A 15685-nucleotide genomic window follows, 5' to 3' on the forward strand; every position below is an offset into this window, starting at 1 on the left:
GGGGGCCCTGTTCGGCAGTGGGCTTCTGCTGGCCGGCATTTTCGTGACAAGGGCGAGCTTTCGCGCGGGTGGTAATCGACAGGGCAGCGGCACGGCGGCGTCTGGCGCGGGTCCGACGCGCCGGGAGGGACCATGAAGGTCTACATGGCCATACCAGGTGTTCTGATGGCGTTGCTCTTCGCCGCCTCCGGCGTAGCGGGGATTACGCGTGGCTGGGTGCCCCCCAGGCTCCCCACGAACCGGCGGCCGGTTCAGCGCCCTCGCCTCTATGGCTGGGGCCAGTTGGTGTGGGCCTTCGGCATGCTCTGGTATGTGGTGTTCTGGCTGGTGCTCACTGACCCCGGCATTCGGCCGTGGGGGGCCCTGGCCAGCGGCGCGCTTGGGCTGACCGGCATCACCCTGATGATGATGGGCCAGTACAGGGGTCGTAATCGGCAGGGCAGCGGCACGGTGTCGTCGGGCGTGGGTTCGGCGCGCAGGGAGGGCCCATGAGGCTCTACCTCGCGATACCTCTTGTTCTGCTGGCGTTGCTCATCGCCACCTCGGGCGTGGCGGCGGTTACCCGTGGCTGGGTGCCCCCCTGGAACCGGCGTCACGTTCGCCGCGTCCGCATCCACGGTTGCGGGCAGTTGGTGCTTGCCTTCGCCCTGTGCTGGCAGGTGGTCTTCGGGCTGGTGATCAGCAATCCCGGCATCCGGTCGTTCGGGACCATGTCCGGCAACGGGATTCTGCTGACCGGCATCCTCCTGACGTCGGTGAGCCTGCGCGCGGGTCGTAACCGGCAGGGCTGCGGCACGCGCTAGCCGTGGAAGTGGTTGCGCTTGATCACGGCCTGTCGGATGTTCACGGTGGTGCCGCCCTTGGCGTAGCTGGGACTGTCTGGCCGATCAGGCGGGTCGTGGGCACGGAAGCGCGTGGACGCGGGGTGCGGCGAGTGTCATGATCACGGCGACGCCGGCGGGGGTCCGGTGCGTAGGGAGGGACCATGTTCCGCTATCTCGTCATACCGGCTGTTCTGCTGGCGTTGTTCTTCGCTGCCTCGGGCGTAGCGGCGGTTGCGCGCGGTTGGGTGCTCCCCATGTACCGGGGTCGGGTTCGCCGCGTTCGCCTCTTCGGATGGGGCCAGTTGATGGCGGCCGTCGCCGCGTGCGGGTATACGGTCTTCGGCGTGCTGGAGATCGGCAATCCCGGCGTCCGTTCGTTGGGGATCTTGTCCGCTAGCGGGCTTCTGCTGGCCGGCGGCACCGTGATGAGGGTGAGCCAGCGCGCGGGTGATGATTGGCAGGGCAGCGGCACGCGCTAGCCGTGGAAGTGGTTGCGCTTGATCACGGCCCGGTGGATGTTCACGGTGGTGCCGCCCTTGTGGCCGCTCGCGGTGAAGACCTGGACGGTGATCCAGCCGCCGAAGATGACGGCGGCGAGGATGATGAGCTGGGTGATGAGCGCGGTCAGTGCGGCGATGAACGTGGTGAGCAGCAGCAGGCCGCCGCAGACGGCGAGGAACCCGACGCCTCCGAGGGCGACGTTCACCGCCGCGCGGGAGACGGCCGGCTTCGCGGTGACCGGTTCGGGCTTGGCCGGCTCGATGGCGTAGCCGGTGACGATCCGCCCGTCGGGCAGGACCACGCTCGCCACCGCCGGGACCTGGCCCGGCTGGACGGCGACGATCGGTGTCGCGACCGGGGCGGCGGCCGGCGGTATGGGGGTGGGGTGGTGGACTTCCACGGCCCGTACGGCGGGGGCGTGGCCGGTGGTGTCGGGGTACATGCGGAATCCCTTCCGGTGCTCGGTGAGGGAGGCGGAACCACCCCCTTGTGGGGTGGCTGTGGAGGGATGTTTCAGGGGTCTGACCTGCGTGCCTCCCTGACTCCCTGAACGATCATTTGCGCTGGTCAGGGCCAGGGAGTTCTCCCTGCCTCCCTGACCCGATGGGGGTCCGCCTCCCTCTACTCGGAGGCGGAAGCGGAACCGTCCTCGCCCCGGTTGGCGAGGGCGCGGGCGACGCGGTCGCGGCTGACGACCATGCGGCCGTCGGACTTGTACGGCTCGGCGCCGGCGTCCTCCAGGACGCGCTTGAGGTCGCCGGGCGTCCACCGGCCGTAGGCGTCGGCGTTGAGCGCGGAGAGCCGCTTGAGCACGTCGGCGGTGAGCACGCGCGGCGCGTCCCCGAGGACGGCGAAGATGTCGGCGAGCGGGTCGCGTTCCTCGCCCCGCTCGATGACGTGCAGCGTGGTCACGCCGTCGCGCAGTGCCTTGGCCCGCTCCGCGATCTCGGTGGCCGTGTCGGTGTCGACTTGCGGGCCTCGGCGAGCAACTGATCCGGCGTGCGCTTCGGCCGGGTCGACTTCGCCACTGCCGGGACACGACCGGTTGCCCGTCGAGGTTGGGTCGATTCCGAAGCCACCGGCCGCCGCGCGATCGAGGCGAGTGGAGCGGGGTCGACGGGCGGGAGCGGCTTGAGCGGCAGCACCGGCTTGGCGTGGTCGACCGGTACCGGATCGGGCACTCGCACCACCGATACCGTGATCGGGTCCGGGGGCGATTCGGACAGCTCAGCCGTAGACCGTTTCCTCTCGGTCTCGGTCGATTCCTCCGCATTCGTGCCGGGCGCGGAGAACATCGATCCCAGCGCGGCATCGGCGCCGGACGTGACTCGATCGCGCTGCACGTCCAGCAGCCGCACCCCGAGCGTGTGGTCGCCCTGCCCGACCTTGCGGGCCAGCTTCCATGAGGTCCGCTCCGACTTGTCCCGTACTTTCTCGTCGGGGTGGTTGGCGGCGCGGGCCCGGTGGTAGGCGAGGGCCTGGACGACGGCGGCGGCCCGCCGCTCCGACTCGGCATCGTGACCGTCGGTGTGGACGACGATCCGCCGGGCGAGGAACGCCATGCCCTCGGCCGAGACGCACATGCCCATCGGGGTTATGGCGTAGATGACGGTCCGGCCCGGATCCGTGCCGGCGGTCGCGGCCATGACGGACGCGGCGGCCGGCAGCGCCCACAACCCCACCCGGATCGGCAGGGGCGAGGACTGGCCCAGCATGGTCAGCCCGAGCAGGACCAGGGCCAGGACGGCGGTCGCGCCCTCACCGGCCGCGACCGCGCCGAGCGCGGTGCCCTGCCCGTAAGTGTGGGAGATGTTGCTGAACGTCCCCACCCCACCGGCCACCCCGGTGGCGACCATGGGCACGAACGCGGCCGTGAGCACGATCTTCTGCGCGCGGCTCAGTCGCGTACGGGGTGCGGTGCTCATGCGGCACCGCCGTTCCGGCGCCCAACGGCCAGAGCCAGGCGCGCGGCGAGCACCCGCCGGTGGGCCCGGCGGATGCGGCGGGTGTCCAGCTCGGACGGCGTGCGGTCCAGCGTGATGATCTGCGCGTCGAGCAGGTCGACGTCCGCGAGGATCGCGGGCATCTCCAGCACGGATCAGCACTGGACCGCAGCCCTGGAATGACGGTGTTTCGTGGCCGGTCGGTGCCATGCGCGTCCGGGGTTGACGCGCCTACGGATCAGATGGCGTCTACCCAGAGCGTCAGCCGGGCCAAAGCGCCCGCTGTTCAGAGGGGTAGATGCGAGCTACGGCCCCCGCCTCGTGAGTCGAGGCGGGGGCTTTCGTATGCCCATCTTAAGATCCGTGCACGTGGCGCACACCTTCGAGGCAGGCCACCCCAGCCGGATAAGACTCTCCCTGCTGCCATCAAGGGCTCGCTTCGCTCGCCGTCGCTCCCGGCCTTCTGAACTGCAAGCAGTCCGATCGAAGATCAGAGATGCCGCGCACGGCGCGGCGGCGCCGGTCGGTCGCCGCCGCGCCGCCCCTCCTTGCCTTCGTCACCGGGGCCGCGCGCCGTCGCCCGCCCGCGCCCACAAGGGGGCGAAGACCAGGCCGGGGCTGGACTGAGACGGCACAGCCGAGGTCAGAACAGTGCCTCCGGCGGGGGATCGGCCGGCACCGGGATGGAGGGGGCGCCGTCGCCGACTGCGAGTCCGTTGCGGTGTGCGTGGGGTGTCGGGGGCTGAGGAACACCGGTGGGACGATGTGCACCGACTGAGGAATGAGGAGACATGCGCACACGCATGACGGTCGCGATAGCGGCCTTACTGGTGGCAGCTCTGACGGCCTGCAACAACACCGGCAGCGGCGAGGACAACAAGGCGACGCCGAAACCCTCACAGCCGCCGACAGCCGCGACAAGCACGGCACCCTCGGAGCACCTGACTTTCAATAAGGGGTACACCTGGCCGGACGGTCTGAATGTCTCCGTCATCGACGCCCGGGTGTCCACCTACTACGACGAGGCACCGCAGGCGGGGTACACCGACTTCCGCGTGTTGCTGTACGTGTCCAACGAGGGCCAGAAGCCCGTTGACCTGCACGGGGTGACGCTCCTCGTGGACGGCGCGACGACCGGCGGCGAGGCGCTGCACACGACGTTCGAGAGCGGGTCCAAGCCCCTGGAGGGCCAGCTGGCTCCGGGGACGGGGTCCAATTTCACCGACGACTGGTCCATGAAGACGGAGTACGGCAAGCGCATCGTCGTCAAGGTGCAACGCGGGGCGGACTACTCGGGCCAGGACTTCCCCGAGTTCACCGGCGACGTGGAGGGCTGAACGAGGCCGTCGTGCTCCTGGTGCTCGTTGCCGTACGTCATCCCGGAGACGTACGGCGGGCGCCGGTGACGTACTCGAGCAACGCGGCCGGGACCGATCCGCGGTTCCGCCGGCACTTTGGGCGGCGCCCCGATCTGCCGCCCGATCGGCCGCGCCAGAACACCCGCCGCGTACGGTCGTCGGTCATGGACACCGAGACACCGAGACACCGGGGTGGCTCGCCCAGCGACCAGCGGGTGATGCTATGCCTCACGACCTCTTGCCGGTGTCCTCCCGCGAAGGCTGGGGCAGGGACGCGGCGGGCACTCGAAGTGCCGTCAAAAAAGGGGGGCTAACGCGCAGGTCAGCGGGTGCCAACTCCGTCTCAGTTTCCGTCTCATTCACCCCCGTGCGGAGACGTTCACAACGGTTCACGCGACGGGCGGGAGGACGAGGATGAACGAGGCTAAACGACTCTGGATCACGCTCTGACCAGCGCGAACAGACCTCGAAAGCGAGTGTGGCGCAAGTCACCGAGGGTTCAAATCCCTCCGCTACCGCTTGAGAAGGGCCCCGTCCGTCAGGACGGGGCCCTTTGTGCGATCATCTACAGCGCTCGGCCCGGACGGTACCGACTACAGGCAGCTAAGCGACAGGGACATCACCGACAGGGGGAGGCCGCGATGGCGATGAACGCCAAGAAGATCGCCGTCTATGTGCTCGTGGTCTTCGTGCTCTACGTGATCATCACAGATCCGAAGGGGGCCGCCGGCTACGTCGAGATAGGGTTCGAGGGCATATCCGACGCCGCCAAGGCCATCGGCGACTTCATGACGTGGATCGCCGACGGAGGGAACTGATGATCCGCCACCTGGTCCTCTTCAAGCTCAATGAAGGCATCGAGCGGGACGACCCGCGCGTCACCGCGGGCGCCGACGCCTTCCGCGCCCTCGGCGGGCAGATCGAGGACCTGCGCTTCTGGGAGTGCGGCTGGAACACCAGCGACCGGCCCATCGCCTACGACTTCGCGATCAACTCGGCGGTCGAGGACACCGACGCGCTGCGCCGGTACCTGGAGCACCCGGCCCATCAGGCGGGCGTCGCCCAGTGGCGTGAGTTCGCCACGTGGGTGATCGCCGACTACGAGTTCTGACCGCCCGGTACTTCTCAGCCGTACGGCCGTACGGATGCACGCTCGGCCCCGCATCGGAACGGTGCGGGGCTTCTCGACGTCTTATGCCCTATTTCATCCCTCAACACGTGCATATGCGGTGCTTGAACCCGATGCACCTGTCTTGTGATGCTATGACCGCTTTTGACGGATGAGTTGATCGACGAAGAGGTGGCGTTGACCGTGTCGGCCAAGACTGCGCCGCCCCAGGATCCCGTCTCGGCCCCGACCCCGGCCACCACCACGGCCGCGGCCCCGACCACGGCCGCCCCGGCTCCGGCCGCGACCCCCGCTCCGGATCCGGCCCCGGCTCCGGAGAAGCGGCGCGGCGCCGACACCCGGGCCCTCACGCAGGTGCTCTTCGCCCAGTTGAAGGAGCTCGAACCCGGTACGTCCGAGCACTCCCGCGTGCGCGGGGCGCTCATCGAGGCGAACCTGCCGCTCGTGCGCTACGCGGCCGCCCGCTTCCGCTCCCGCAACGAACCGATGGAGGACGTCGTCCAGGTCGGCACCATCGGGCTCATCAACGCCATCGACCGCTTCGACCCGGACCGGGGCGTGCAGTTCCCGACCTTCGCGATGCCGACGGTCGTCGGCGAGATCAAGCGCTACTTCCGCGACAACGTCCGCACGGTCCACGTCCCGCGCCGGCTGCACGAGTTGTGGGTACAGGTCAACAGCGCGACCGAGGACCTGACGACCGCCTTCGGCCGCTCCCCCACGACCGCCGAGATCGCCGAGCGGCTGCGCATCACCGAGGAAGAGGTCCTGTCCTGCATCGAGGCGGGACGCTCGTACCACGCGACCTCCCTGGAGGCGGCCCAGGAGGGCGACGGGCTGCCTGGGCTGCTGGACCGGCTCGGCTACGAGGACCCGGCCCTGGACGGCGTCGAGCACCGCGACCTGGTCCGCCATCTCCTCGTCCAGCTTCCCGAACGGGAACAGCGGATCCTATTGCTGCGCTACTACAGCAATCTGACCCAGTCGCAGATCAGTGCGCAACTCGGCGTCTCCCAGATGCACGTGTCCCGGCTACTCGCCCGTAGCTTCCAGCGATTGCGATCCGCAAACAGGATCGACGCGTAACCGGGAAGAGCGAATCACCCATCAGGGTAGTTCCCGACATCTTCGGACTGAAAAGCCGTCAGACCCCTTTTTTCCAGGGCCGATTCGGTTCTGACTTGTCGACAAGTCCCTACAGCGCGTTGCCGACATGTGACATTCTGCGGGAAGCGCGTTTGCCGTGGCTTCGGCTCCGGTATTCAGGTGAGGGCTGCGTTCTCCTCGTCAGAGAGCGTGGCCGCGACCGTCCCGCGACCCAGAGGGGGTGGCATGTCCGCAGACCAGGGCAGCTCCAAGGTGCTGACGCTCACGAAGAGCGAGACGCCCTCCCCGGCGCTCGAGCCGTTCGACGCCCTCGACGACGTGGCGGCCCTCGAGGCCGCTCCCGCCCCGGCTGTTCCGGCCGCGTCGGCCTTGCCGGCCTCGGAGACCATCGACACCCGCACCCTGTCCCGCTCCCTGTTCCTGCGGCTCGCCGCCCTCGACGAGGACAGCCCCGAGCGTGCCTACGTCCGGGACACCCTGATCGAGCTCAACCTCCCGCTGGTCCGTTACGCGGCGGCCCGCTTCCGCTCGCGCAACGAGCCGATGGAGGACATCGTCCAGGTCGGCACCATCGGCCTGATCAAGGCGATCGACCGCTTCGACTGCGAGCGGGGCGTGGAGTTCCCGACCTTCGCGATGCCGACGGTCGTGGGCGAGATCAAGCGCTTCTTCCGCGACACGTCGTGGTCGGTGCGGGTGCCCAGGCGCCTTCAGGAGCTGCGTCTGGCGCTCACCAAGGCCAGCGACGAGCTCTCGCAGAAGCTCGACCGCTCCCCGACCGTCACGGAACTGGCCGCCGTGCTGGGCGTGTCGGAGGAGGACGTCGTCGACGGCCTCGCGGTCGGCAACGCCTACACCGCCTCCTCGCTGGACTCCCCGACCCCCGAGGACGACGGCGGCGAGGGCTCCCTGGCCGACCGCCTCGGCTACGAGGACACGGCGCTGGAGGGCGTGGAGTACCGCGAGTCGCTCAAGCCGCTGCTGGCCAAGCTGCCGCCCCGGGAGCGGCGGATCATCATGCTCCGCTTCTTCGCCAACATGACCCAGTCGCAGATCGGCGAGGAGGTCGGCATCTCGCAGATGCACGTCTCCCGGCTGCTGACCCGGACGCTGGCACAGCTGCGGGAGGGGCTCATCAGCGACTGATCCGCACGGTCCGGCGCCTGTCGCTCGACGGGGCGTCGGACATCACGGCACGCTGCCGTGGTGACGTCGGCTCCTGGCCGCCGAGGCGCCGTTCGGGCGCGTCGGCGGCCGTCGTATGTCTGGGAGCCGTTTCCCGGCCGCACAGGGGGGCGGCGGGGCCGGCGGAGAGGGAGCCGACGGGGGAGAGGGGCGGCAGGCGCCGATGGACGGAGACGGGGAGCCGGAAAGAGTGGTTCGTACTAAAGAACTGGTTCGCCCTACTTGAGCGCGAGCCAGGCGACGGCCGCGACGACCGCCACCGCGGCGACGACAGCGACGATCAGTCCGACGCGCGGGCCGGAGGAGGTCTGCTGCTGCGCGCTCGGGGGAGGCGCGTCGTCGACGAACGCGCGGAACATCTGGGTGCTGCCGGCGGGGTCGTAGTTGCCCTGCGGGCCCTGGGTGTTAGCCATGGCCCGAGACCCTAGCGAAAACGCTGCCGCCGCCCAAGCGGGGGGCCCTGCACCCTATTTGGCATCCCACTCGCCACCCCGTCCGGCACCTCGCTTCACGGGAACCCCGACGGGCGGCCGCTGTCGGCTGGGTCACATCGTGGTCGCGAGGCGGCGGACAGCACCCCACCTGCAGGTTTACATTCGCCAATACTTGCCTTTGCCATGTTTTTGCGCCGCCGGGGCCCAATTCGTTTGCCTGCGGCAACCAACCATCTCTACGGTTGCCCTGAGCAACGAATTCGGGAGGTGTGATGGCCGAGCAGGCGCAGTACGAAGAGCTTGCGCGTCAGCTCAGTGCCGTCGGAGCCGTGAAACGGGACATGGGGCGGATCCTGCCGCCCGACTGCCCGGGCGGCTCGGCCGCCGTGCTGACCCTGCTCGGCCGCCACGGAGACATGCGCATGAGCAAGCTCGCCGAGCTGCTCTCCGTGGACATGTCGGTGACCAGCCGGCACGTCGCGCACGTCGCCGCACGCGGCTGGATCGAGCGGATCCAGGACCCCGCGGACAAGCGTTCGCGCATCCTGCGCCTGACGCCCGCCGGGCTGGACCAGCTCGACGAGCTGACCCGGCGGAGCACCCGCCTGCTCAGCGAGCGGCTGAGCGACTGGACCGACGACGAGGTCGGCCAGCTGATCCGGCTGATGACACGCCTGCGCGCCAGTTTCGGCGACTGCCGTTCCGCTCCGGCCCGGGCCCCCGCACCCGTTGCCCCCAAGACCACCCGTACACCCGCAAGCACGTAAGAAAAGGAAGCCCATGGCAACGACCACACCAGCCGGTGTGCGGGCCCACGCCAAGCACGGAGGAGGCTCCCCCGGCAGCGCTCCGATGACGCACCGGCAGATCATGGAGGCGCTCTCCGGGCTGCTGCTCGGCATGTTCGTGGCGATCCTGTCGTCCACGATCGTCTCCAACGCGCTGCCGCACATCATCGGCGACCTCGGCGGCGGCCAGTCCGCCTACACCTGGGTGGTCACGGCCGCCCTGCTGTCGATGACCGCGGCCACTCCCCTGTGGGGCAAGCTCGCCGACCTCTACAGCAAGAAGGCGCTCGTCCAGATAGCGCTCGTCATCTTCGTCCTGGCGTCGGCCTGCGCGGGCCTGTCGCAGAACCCGGCCATGCTGATCGCCTGCCGTGTGGTGCAGGGCATAGGCACCGGCGGTCTGTCCGCCCTCGCCCAGATCGTCATGGCCGCGATGATCTCGCCGCGGGAGCGCGGCCGCTACTCCGGCTACCTCGGTGCCACCTTCGCCGTGGCCACCGTCGGCGGCCCGCTGCTCGGCGGTGTCATCACCGACACCTCCTGGCTGGGCTGGCGCTGGTGCTTCTACGTCGGCGTGCCCTTCGCGGTCATCGCGCTGATCGTCCTGCAGAAGACCCTGCACCTGCCCGTGGTGAAGCGCGAGGTCAAGGTCGACTGGGGCGGCGCGTTCCTGATCTCCGCCGCCGTGTCGCTGCTGCTGATCTGGGTCACCTTCGCCGGTGACAAGTACGCCTGGCTGTCCTGGCAGACGTACGCGATGGTCGGCGGTTCGGTCCTCCTCGGTCTGCTGTTCGTGCTCGTCGAGTCCAAGGCGCGCGAGCCGATCATCCCGCTGCGGCTGTTCCGCAACCGCACCATCACGCTGGCTTCGCTCGCCTCCCTGTTCGTCGGTATCGCGATGTTCAGCGGCACCGTGTTCTTCAGCCAGTACTTCCAGCTGGCCCGGGACAAGTCCCCGACGATGTCGGGCGTCATGACCATCCCGATGATCGGCGGTCTGTTCGTCTCCTCCACCGTCTCCGGACAGTTCATCACCCGTACCGGCCGGTGGAAGATGTGGCTGGTCAGCGGTGGTGTGCTGGTGACGGCGGGGCTCGGCCTGCTCGGCACCATCCGCTACGACACGGAGTACTGGAAGACGGCCGTCTTCATGGCCCTGCTGGGCCTCGGCATCGGCATGATGATGCAGAACCTGGTGCTGTGCACGCAGAACCAGGTGTCACCGAGCGACCTCGGCTCCGCCAGCTCCACGGTCACCTTCTTCCGCTCCCTCGGCGGTGCGGTCGGCGTCTCCGCGCTCGGCGCGGTGATGGCCCACCGGATCACCGACTACGTCAAGGACGGCCTGGCCGACCTCAGCCCGAAGTACGCGGCCGCCCTGTCCGCCTCCGGTTCGAGCGACTCCATCCCGGACATGAACGCGCTGCCCAAGCCTCTGCGCACGGTCATGGAGAGCGCCTACGGGCACGGCATCGCCGACATCTTCCTGATCGCCGCCGCGCTGGCGGCGGTGGCCTTCCTGATCTCGCTGTTCATCAAGGAAGTCCCGCTGCGGACCAAGGGCGCGCTGGCGCAGGCCGGCGAGGCCGAGGCCGCGCCGGTCGACCCGGCCGCCGCCCCCGTCGTCGCCGAGGCCCGGTCCGCCGAGGCCGGCTCCGCCGGGGAGCGGGTGCCCAGCTGGGCCATGGCCGCCTCCCCCGCCGAGGGCGCCGGGACCGGTCCCGAGGGCACGCAGCGGCTGGCCGCGGTCGCCACGGTGGCACCCGGTGCGCCGGGCGCCGGTGCCGGCGGCGGGATTCCGGTACACGGCTTCGTCCGGGGCGCCGAGAGCGCGCCTGTGCCGCAGGCCGCGGTCACGCTGATCTCGCTGGCGGGCCGCCAGCTGGGCCGGTCGGTCGCACAGGCCGACGGCGCCTACACGGTGGACGCGCCGGGCGCGGGCTCGTACGTCCTGATCGCCTCCGCCGACGGCTTCCAGCCGCAGGCGTCCACGGTGGTCGTCTACGGCGAGCCGGTGGCGTACGACATCCTGCTCAGCGGCACCAGCGGGCTGGGCGGTGTGGTCCGGGCCGCCGGGTCCGGGCTGCCGGTGAAGGACGCGATGGTGATCGTCACCGATGTGCGCGGCGACCTGCTGGCCACCGGGACCACCGGGGAGAGCGGCGAGTTCTCCTTCGCCGAGCTGGTGCCGGGCGCGGTGACCGTCGCGGTGAACGCCGCCGGGTACCGGCCGCGGGCGCTGCCGGTCGAGGTGGGCGGCACCGGGGTGACCCGGGTCGAGATCGACCTGGAGGCCGGGGCGCAGCTCCAGGGCGTGGTCCGCGCTCCGCACGGTCCCCTCGCGGACGCCCGGGTGACCCTGGTCGACGCGGCGGGCAACGTGGTGGGCACGTCCACCACCGGCGCGGACGGGGCGTATGCCTTCACCGACCTGAACGGCGGTGACTACACCGTCATCGCGACGGGCTACCCGCCCGTGGCAACCGCCCTTTCGGTCACGGGCCGCGGTGTCGACGACCACGACATCGAGCTCGCCCACCCCGGCGAGTAACCCCCGGGCCAGGGTGCCCATGAGGCCCGGGCAAGTTCCCGGGTCACGGTCCGGCCCGTGGCGGGGCGCGCTCCGAGGAGAGCCGCGCCGTGCCGCGGGCCGGTCGCTTTCCGACCATTTTGCAAGGCTGTGCAGGGAGAAAACGGGATGGGACTGACCGCGAGGATCCGCACCCGGGACGGATGGGCCGTGTCGCACGCGGTCGTCACGATGACCGACATGACGGGCACACAGGTACTGCGGGCCGAGGCCGACGCGGAGGGCGCCGTACGGGACAGGGCGGAGCTGGCACCGGGTGCGTACACGGTGATCGTCACGGCGGTCGGGTACGCGCCCGCCGCCTCCAGCGCGATCGTCACCGCGAGCGGCCGGGCCGAGGTCGGCACGGTGACACTGGCCCGGCAGGGCGGCAGCGAGCTGCCCCCGCCGGGGCCGTGGACCATCGACCCGGCGCACTCCTCGGTCGCGGCGGTCGCCCAGCACCTGGGGATCTCCAGCGTGCACGGCCGGTTCACGGACTTCGCCGGCACCGTCGAGATCGCCCCCGACGACGTCACCAAGTCCCGTGTGGAGGCGGTCATCCGCGCCGACTCCATCGACACCGGCAACGGCATGCGCGACGGCCACCTGAAGTCCCCGGACTTCCTGGACGTCGAGCGGCACCCGCGGATCACCTACCGTTCCACCGGTGTGACCGCCGCCGGCCCCGACCGCTGGACCGTCCACGGCGAGTTGGGCATGCGCGGCGTGGTCCGCCCGGTCGACCTCGACCTGGCCTACCTCGGCACCGGCGCCGATCCCTGGGGCGGCACCCGCGCCGCCTTCCGCGCGACGACCGAGCTGCGCCGCGAGGACTTCGCCATGAACTACAACCAGGTCCTCCAGGCCGGTATCGCGGCCATCGGCACCACCCTGAGGGTCGAGCTGGACATCCAGGCGGTCCAGGGCACCGTGCTCCCCACCGCGTAGTCCACCGCACCCGCGGCCCGCCCTACCGGCCGCCGGACGGAGGGCGGCCCGGGTCCGTGACGCGGGAGAGCAGGTCCGTGGCCGGATCCGGGACCCACACTCGCCGCACAGGACGCCGCTCCTTCACGGGCAGACGTTGCCTGCCTCGGCGCTGGCCCCCCTCCCCGGCTGCCGGTCAACTCCCCGCCGTTCACGTGGCGTTGTTCGCATCGACGATCCGGCGGGCGAGGTCGCGCAACTTGACGTTCTCCCGCTGCGAGGCGCGCACCAGGCTGTCGAAGGCCTCCGCCGCGTCGATGTTCAGCCGCTCCATGAGGATGCCAGTGGCCTGGCCGATCAGGTCCCTGGTGCGCATCGCCTCGGTGAGCTGCTCGCGCACGGTCACCGAGTCCAGGGCGAGGCTGACGTGCGCGGTGAACAGCCGTCCGACGCGCGTCGCGGCGTCGTCGAAGACGCCCGGCTTGCGGGCGTAGACGGTGAGCACGGTCAGCCGCCGCTTATCGGCGCGCAGCCGCAGCGCGAGCGCCGAGCGCAGCCCCAGGCCGGCCAACGACGTGCCGCCGTCCTCGGTCTCACTGTCCGCCAGGTGCACGACAGGCGCATGCCACAGGTGATCCCAGTACGACGCCTGGCCGCCCCCGCCACCGTCACCGGATCCCTCGGCGGTGCGCACGACCTCGTCGGTCCAGGCGACCGTGCGGCGGCCGCTGCCGCGCTCCAGCACCGAGATGCCGGCGTGCTCGGCGCCCGGCAGCAGGGGCACGGCGAGCCGTACGGCGGCTCGCATGGTGCTGTGCGGGGTGACCGTGTCGTGCAGTTGCCGAGCCGCCGCCGTCAGCGCTTCGGCCAGCTCGAGATCCCCCGGAAAACGGGGCAATTCAGAAAAGTCGGACGCAGGCACCACGAACCTCTTCGGCATGCACGGCCATACGGCCATGCGCAGGAGAGCTCCGCAGCACATTCCCGACTGCGAGCACAGGACGAACAGAACTTTATCTCGTCCTTCCCAGCAGGTTCCGCCAGGTTGACGATCGGCCTCGACCCCTGTGAACCGGCGGGCGGGAATGGTGGAATGGAGCCGGACGGGTCAGGAAGCGGCCTTTCGAGCCCGATGGACCCCTGCCTTCTACCAGGTGAGTGCGGTGACCCACTTCCCGAGCCCCTGCCGGGTGCGCGACCACTCCGGCCGCGCCCTGCTCGTCCTGCCCTCGGAGATCGACCTGTCCAACGCCCCGGCCCTGCGCGCCGGTGTCCTGGCCTTCGCCGCGGCCCGCGCCGGCCGGCTGGACGTGCTGGTCCTGGACCTCACCCGCACCCGCTTCATGGACTCCCAGGGCGCCCGCCTCGTCGAGGACGTACGGCATGGGCTGCCTCCTGGAGTGCTCCTCCGGGTGGTGGCGGGGCCGGACGGGGTCCCGTACCGCGTCCTGGAGGTCACCGGGGTCCGCCGCGACGTGCCCGTGCACGACGACCTGAGCAATGCCCTCGCCTGAGCGAGCCGGGCGCAGGACACGCGACGGGCTCAGCCGGCGCCTAGGCTGCGGGTATGGCACCCGACATCGCGACCAACACCCGCGTCTCGCTGGATGAGCTGCTGGACTTCGTACGTCCCCGCCACCGCGCCCTGCTGCTGACCCGGCGGGCCGACGGCAGCCCCCAGGCCTCGCCGCTGACCTGCGGAGTCGACGACTCCGGGCGGATCGTGGTCTCCACCTACCCGGAGCGGGCCAAGACCCGCAACGCCAAGAAGGACACGCGGGTCAGCGTCGTCGTGCTGAGCGACGAGTGGAACGGGCCGTGGGTGCAGATCGACGGCACCGCCGAGGTCCTCGACGCACCGGACTCCGTGGAGCCCCTGGTGGAGTACTACCGCAACATCGCGGGCGAGCACCCGGACTGGGACGAGTACCGGGAGGCCATGGTCAGGCAGGGCAAGTCGATCATCCGGATCACTCCGCGGCGCTGGGGGCCGGTGGCGACCGGCGGGTTCCCGGCACGGCTGGCAGCGCGCGACGAGTAGTCAGCCGCGGGCGACCATCGCCTCGATACCGGCGACCAGCAGGTCCAGGGCGAAGGCGAAGTCGCGGTCCAGCATCTCCGCGACCGTGTCGCCGCCGCGGGCCGCCATGAGGGTCGCGGACTCCCGGAGCACCTCGGTGGCGTCCGGGGCCCGGGTGGCCGCGCTCATCGCGTGCCGGAAGTAGTCGTCCGGGGCCATGCCCGCCTCGGCGCAGCGGGCCACGAAGTGGCCCTCGATCGTGCCGTAGCCGTACACGAACTGGAAGACGGCGGAGATCGCCCCGGTCAGCCGCTGCTCGGGCAGCCCGGTACGGCGGATGACCCGCTGCACCGTGCCCGAGAAGGCGAGCGAGTTCGGGCCGATGTTGAGGAACGTCCCGGCGAGCGGCGACAGCCAGGGGTGGCGCACCAGCAGCGCCCGGTACTCGGTGGCGAGCCGGCGCAACTGATCGCGCCAGTCCGTCTCCTCGTCCGGTTCGGGCAGCCGCAGCTCGCCGAAGGCGGCGTCGAGGGCGAGTTCGAGCAGGTCGTCCTTGGTGTCGACGTACCAGTACACGGACATCGCCGTCACGTTCAGCTCGGCGGCGAGCCGGCGCATGGAGAACCTCGCGAGCCCCTCCGCGTCCAGCAGCCGCACCGTGACCTCGGTGATCCGCTCCCGGTCAAGACCGGACGGCTGCCCGCCGCGCCCGCCGCGGCGCGCCTTGCCCTCCAGCCAGACGCTGGTCCGCGCCGCGCCCTTGGCCCCCTGGGCTGCCTTCACCATGGCGCACCTTCCTCGACTTCCGAACCGCCGGTCGTGCCGGGCGCCCGAAGGCGCGCGGGGCGATGCCCGCAGGCGCTCCGCCGCGGCGCGCGACCGGCCACGACGAACGCG

General features: G+C 70.5%; 19 protein-coding genes and 1 pseudogene. 13 read left to right on the plus strand and 7 right to left on the minus strand.

What is annotated here, in order from left to right; translation table 11 throughout:
* The first annotated feature begins 132 nt into the window (after positions 1 to 132).
* From ACWEK3_RS00005 to ACWEK3_RS00015, 3 genes are all read left to right on the plus strand, one after another.
* The gene (locus tag ACWEK3_RS00005) at positions 133 to 492 is read left to right on the plus strand and encodes a hypothetical protein (protein WP_450546633.1); all 360 of its coding nucleotides are present in this window, start codon (positions 133 to 135) and stop codon (positions 490 to 492) included.
* On the plus strand, positions 489 to 803 hold the full coding sequence (locus ACWEK3_RS00010; RefSeq protein ID WP_450546634.1) for a hypothetical protein: 315 nt from the start codon (positions 489 to 491) through the stop codon (positions 801 to 803). Before ACWEK3_RS00005 ends, ACWEK3_RS00010 begins: the two co-directional genes overlap by 4 nt.
* Positions 804 to 985: 182 nt before the next feature.
* Entirely contained in the window at positions 986 to 1303 is a 318-nt protein-coding gene (locus ACWEK3_RS00015; protein WP_450546635.1) for a hypothetical protein, read from the plus strand.
* Here ACWEK3_RS00015 and ACWEK3_RS00020 read toward each other — a convergent pair.
* From ACWEK3_RS00020 to ACWEK3_RS00035, 4 genes and pseudogenes are all read right to left on the minus strand, one after another.
* On the minus strand, positions 1300 to 1767 hold the full coding sequence (locus ACWEK3_RS00020; protein ID WP_453248552.1) for a hypothetical protein: 468 nt from the start codon (positions 1765 to 1767) through the stop codon (positions 1300 to 1302). The genes ACWEK3_RS00015 and ACWEK3_RS00020 overlap by 4 nt on opposite strands.
* Before the next feature lie 179 nt (positions 1768 to 1946).
* A pseudogene (locus ACWEK3_RS00025) lies at positions 1947 to 2288 on the minus strand (ATP-binding protein); the annotation flags it as partial.
* Positions 2234 to 3250 (minus strand): conjugal transfer protein, encoded by a 1017-nt coding sequence (locus ACWEK3_RS00030; RefSeq protein WP_450546637.1) that lies wholly within the window; start codon positions 3248 to 3250, stop codon positions 2234 to 2236. The pseudogene ACWEK3_RS00025 and the gene ACWEK3_RS00030, both read right to left, overlap by 55 nt.
* Positions 3247 to 3411, minus strand: coding sequence for a DUF6284 family protein (locus ACWEK3_RS00035; protein WP_450546639.1), 165 nt, complete (start codon positions 3409 to 3411; stop codon positions 3247 to 3249). The genes ACWEK3_RS00030 and ACWEK3_RS00035 overlap by 4 nt, the downstream gene beginning before the upstream one ends.
* Before the next feature lie 648 nt (positions 3412 to 4059).
* Between ACWEK3_RS00035 and ACWEK3_RS00040 the strand changes: the two genes are divergently transcribed.
* The 5 genes from ACWEK3_RS00040 (at position 4060) to ACWEK3_RS00060 (ending at position 8008) form a co-directional block, all read left to right on the plus strand.
* Positions 4060 to 4605 carry a hypothetical protein gene (locus ACWEK3_RS00040; protein WP_453248553.1) on the plus strand — a complete coding sequence of 182 codons (546 nt, stop codon included), beginning with the start codon at positions 4060 to 4062 and terminating at the stop codon, positions 4603 to 4605.
* 662 nt (positions 4606 to 5267) lie between these two features.
* A complete protein-coding gene (locus ACWEK3_RS00045) occupies positions 5268 to 5444 on the plus strand; it encodes a hypothetical protein (RefSeq protein ID WP_376403652.1) in 177 nt (58 codons plus the stop codon).
* A complete protein-coding gene (locus ACWEK3_RS00050; RefSeq protein ID WP_450543359.1) occupies positions 5444 to 5737 on the plus strand; it encodes a Dabb family protein in 294 nt (97 codons plus the stop codon). The genes ACWEK3_RS00045 and ACWEK3_RS00050 overlap by 1 nt, the downstream gene beginning before the upstream one ends.
* Positions 5738 to 5938: 201 nt before the next feature.
* Positions 5939 to 6841, plus strand: a complete 903-nt coding sequence (locus ACWEK3_RS00055; protein WP_453248554.1) for an RNA polymerase sigma factor SigF — start codon at positions 5939 to 5941, stop codon at positions 6839 to 6841.
* Positions 6842 to 7087: 246 nt separating this feature from the next.
* A complete protein-coding gene (locus ACWEK3_RS00060) occupies positions 7088 to 8008 on the plus strand; it encodes an RNA polymerase sigma factor SigF (protein ID WP_450543355.1) in 921 nt (306 codons plus the stop codon).
* Positions 8009 to 8265: 257 nt separating this feature from the next.
* On the opposite strand, the gene ACWEK3_RS00065 is transcribed toward ACWEK3_RS00060, so the two are convergent.
* Positions 8266 to 8460: a hypothetical protein gene (locus tag ACWEK3_RS00065; protein WP_453248555.1), complete on the minus strand. Its 195-nt coding sequence runs from the start codon at positions 8458 to 8460 to the stop codon at positions 8266 to 8268.
* Between the two features lie 293 nt (positions 8461 to 8753).
* Between ACWEK3_RS00065 and ACWEK3_RS00070 the strand changes: the two genes are divergently transcribed.
* The 3 genes from ACWEK3_RS00070 to ACWEK3_RS00080 all read left to right on the plus strand — a co-directional run bounded on the left by ACWEK3_RS00070 (position 8754) and on the right by ACWEK3_RS00080 (position 12789).
* On the plus strand, positions 8754 to 9248 hold the full coding sequence (locus ACWEK3_RS00070; RefSeq protein WP_384427256.1) for a MarR family winged helix-turn-helix transcriptional regulator: 495 nt from the start codon (positions 8754 to 8756) through the stop codon (positions 9246 to 9248).
* A gap of 13 nt (positions 9249 to 9261) precedes the next feature.
* Positions 9262 to 11820, plus strand: coding sequence for an MFS transporter (locus tag ACWEK3_RS00075; protein WP_453248556.1), 2559 nt, complete (start codon positions 9262 to 9264; stop codon positions 11818 to 11820).
* 147 nt (positions 11821 to 11967) lie between these two features.
* Positions 11968 to 12789, plus strand: a complete 822-nt coding sequence (locus ACWEK3_RS00080; RefSeq protein WP_453248557.1) for a YceI family protein — start codon at positions 11968 to 11970, stop codon at positions 12787 to 12789.
* A 190-nt stretch (positions 12790 to 12979) separates the two neighbouring features.
* On the opposite strand, the gene ACWEK3_RS00085 is transcribed toward ACWEK3_RS00080, so the two are convergent.
* Entirely contained in the window at positions 12980 to 13708 is a 729-nt protein-coding gene (locus tag ACWEK3_RS00085; protein ID WP_450543367.1) for a GAF and ANTAR domain-containing protein, read from the minus strand.
* Between the two features lie 223 nt (positions 13709 to 13931).
* Here ACWEK3_RS00085 and ACWEK3_RS00090 point away from each other — a divergent pair, with 223 nt between their 5' ends.
* Positions 13932 to 14282, plus strand: a complete 351-nt coding sequence (locus ACWEK3_RS00090; protein WP_453248558.1) for an STAS domain-containing protein — start codon at positions 13932 to 13934, stop codon at positions 14280 to 14282.
* 53 nt (positions 14283 to 14335) lie between these two features.
* A complete protein-coding gene (locus tag ACWEK3_RS00095) occupies positions 14336 to 14809 on the plus strand; it encodes a PPOX class F420-dependent oxidoreductase (protein ID WP_361424636.1) in 474 nt (157 codons plus the stop codon).
* On the opposite strand, the gene ACWEK3_RS00100 is transcribed toward ACWEK3_RS00095, so the two are convergent.
* The gene (locus tag ACWEK3_RS00100) at positions 14810 to 15574 is read right to left on the minus strand and encodes a TetR/AcrR family transcriptional regulator (protein WP_361424633.1); all 765 of its coding nucleotides are present in this window, start codon (positions 15572 to 15574) and stop codon (positions 14810 to 14812) included.
* Positions 15575 to 15685 lie beyond the last annotated feature (111 nt).

The sequence above is a fragment of the Streptomyces sp. NPDC004721 genome, assembly GCF_053601495.1.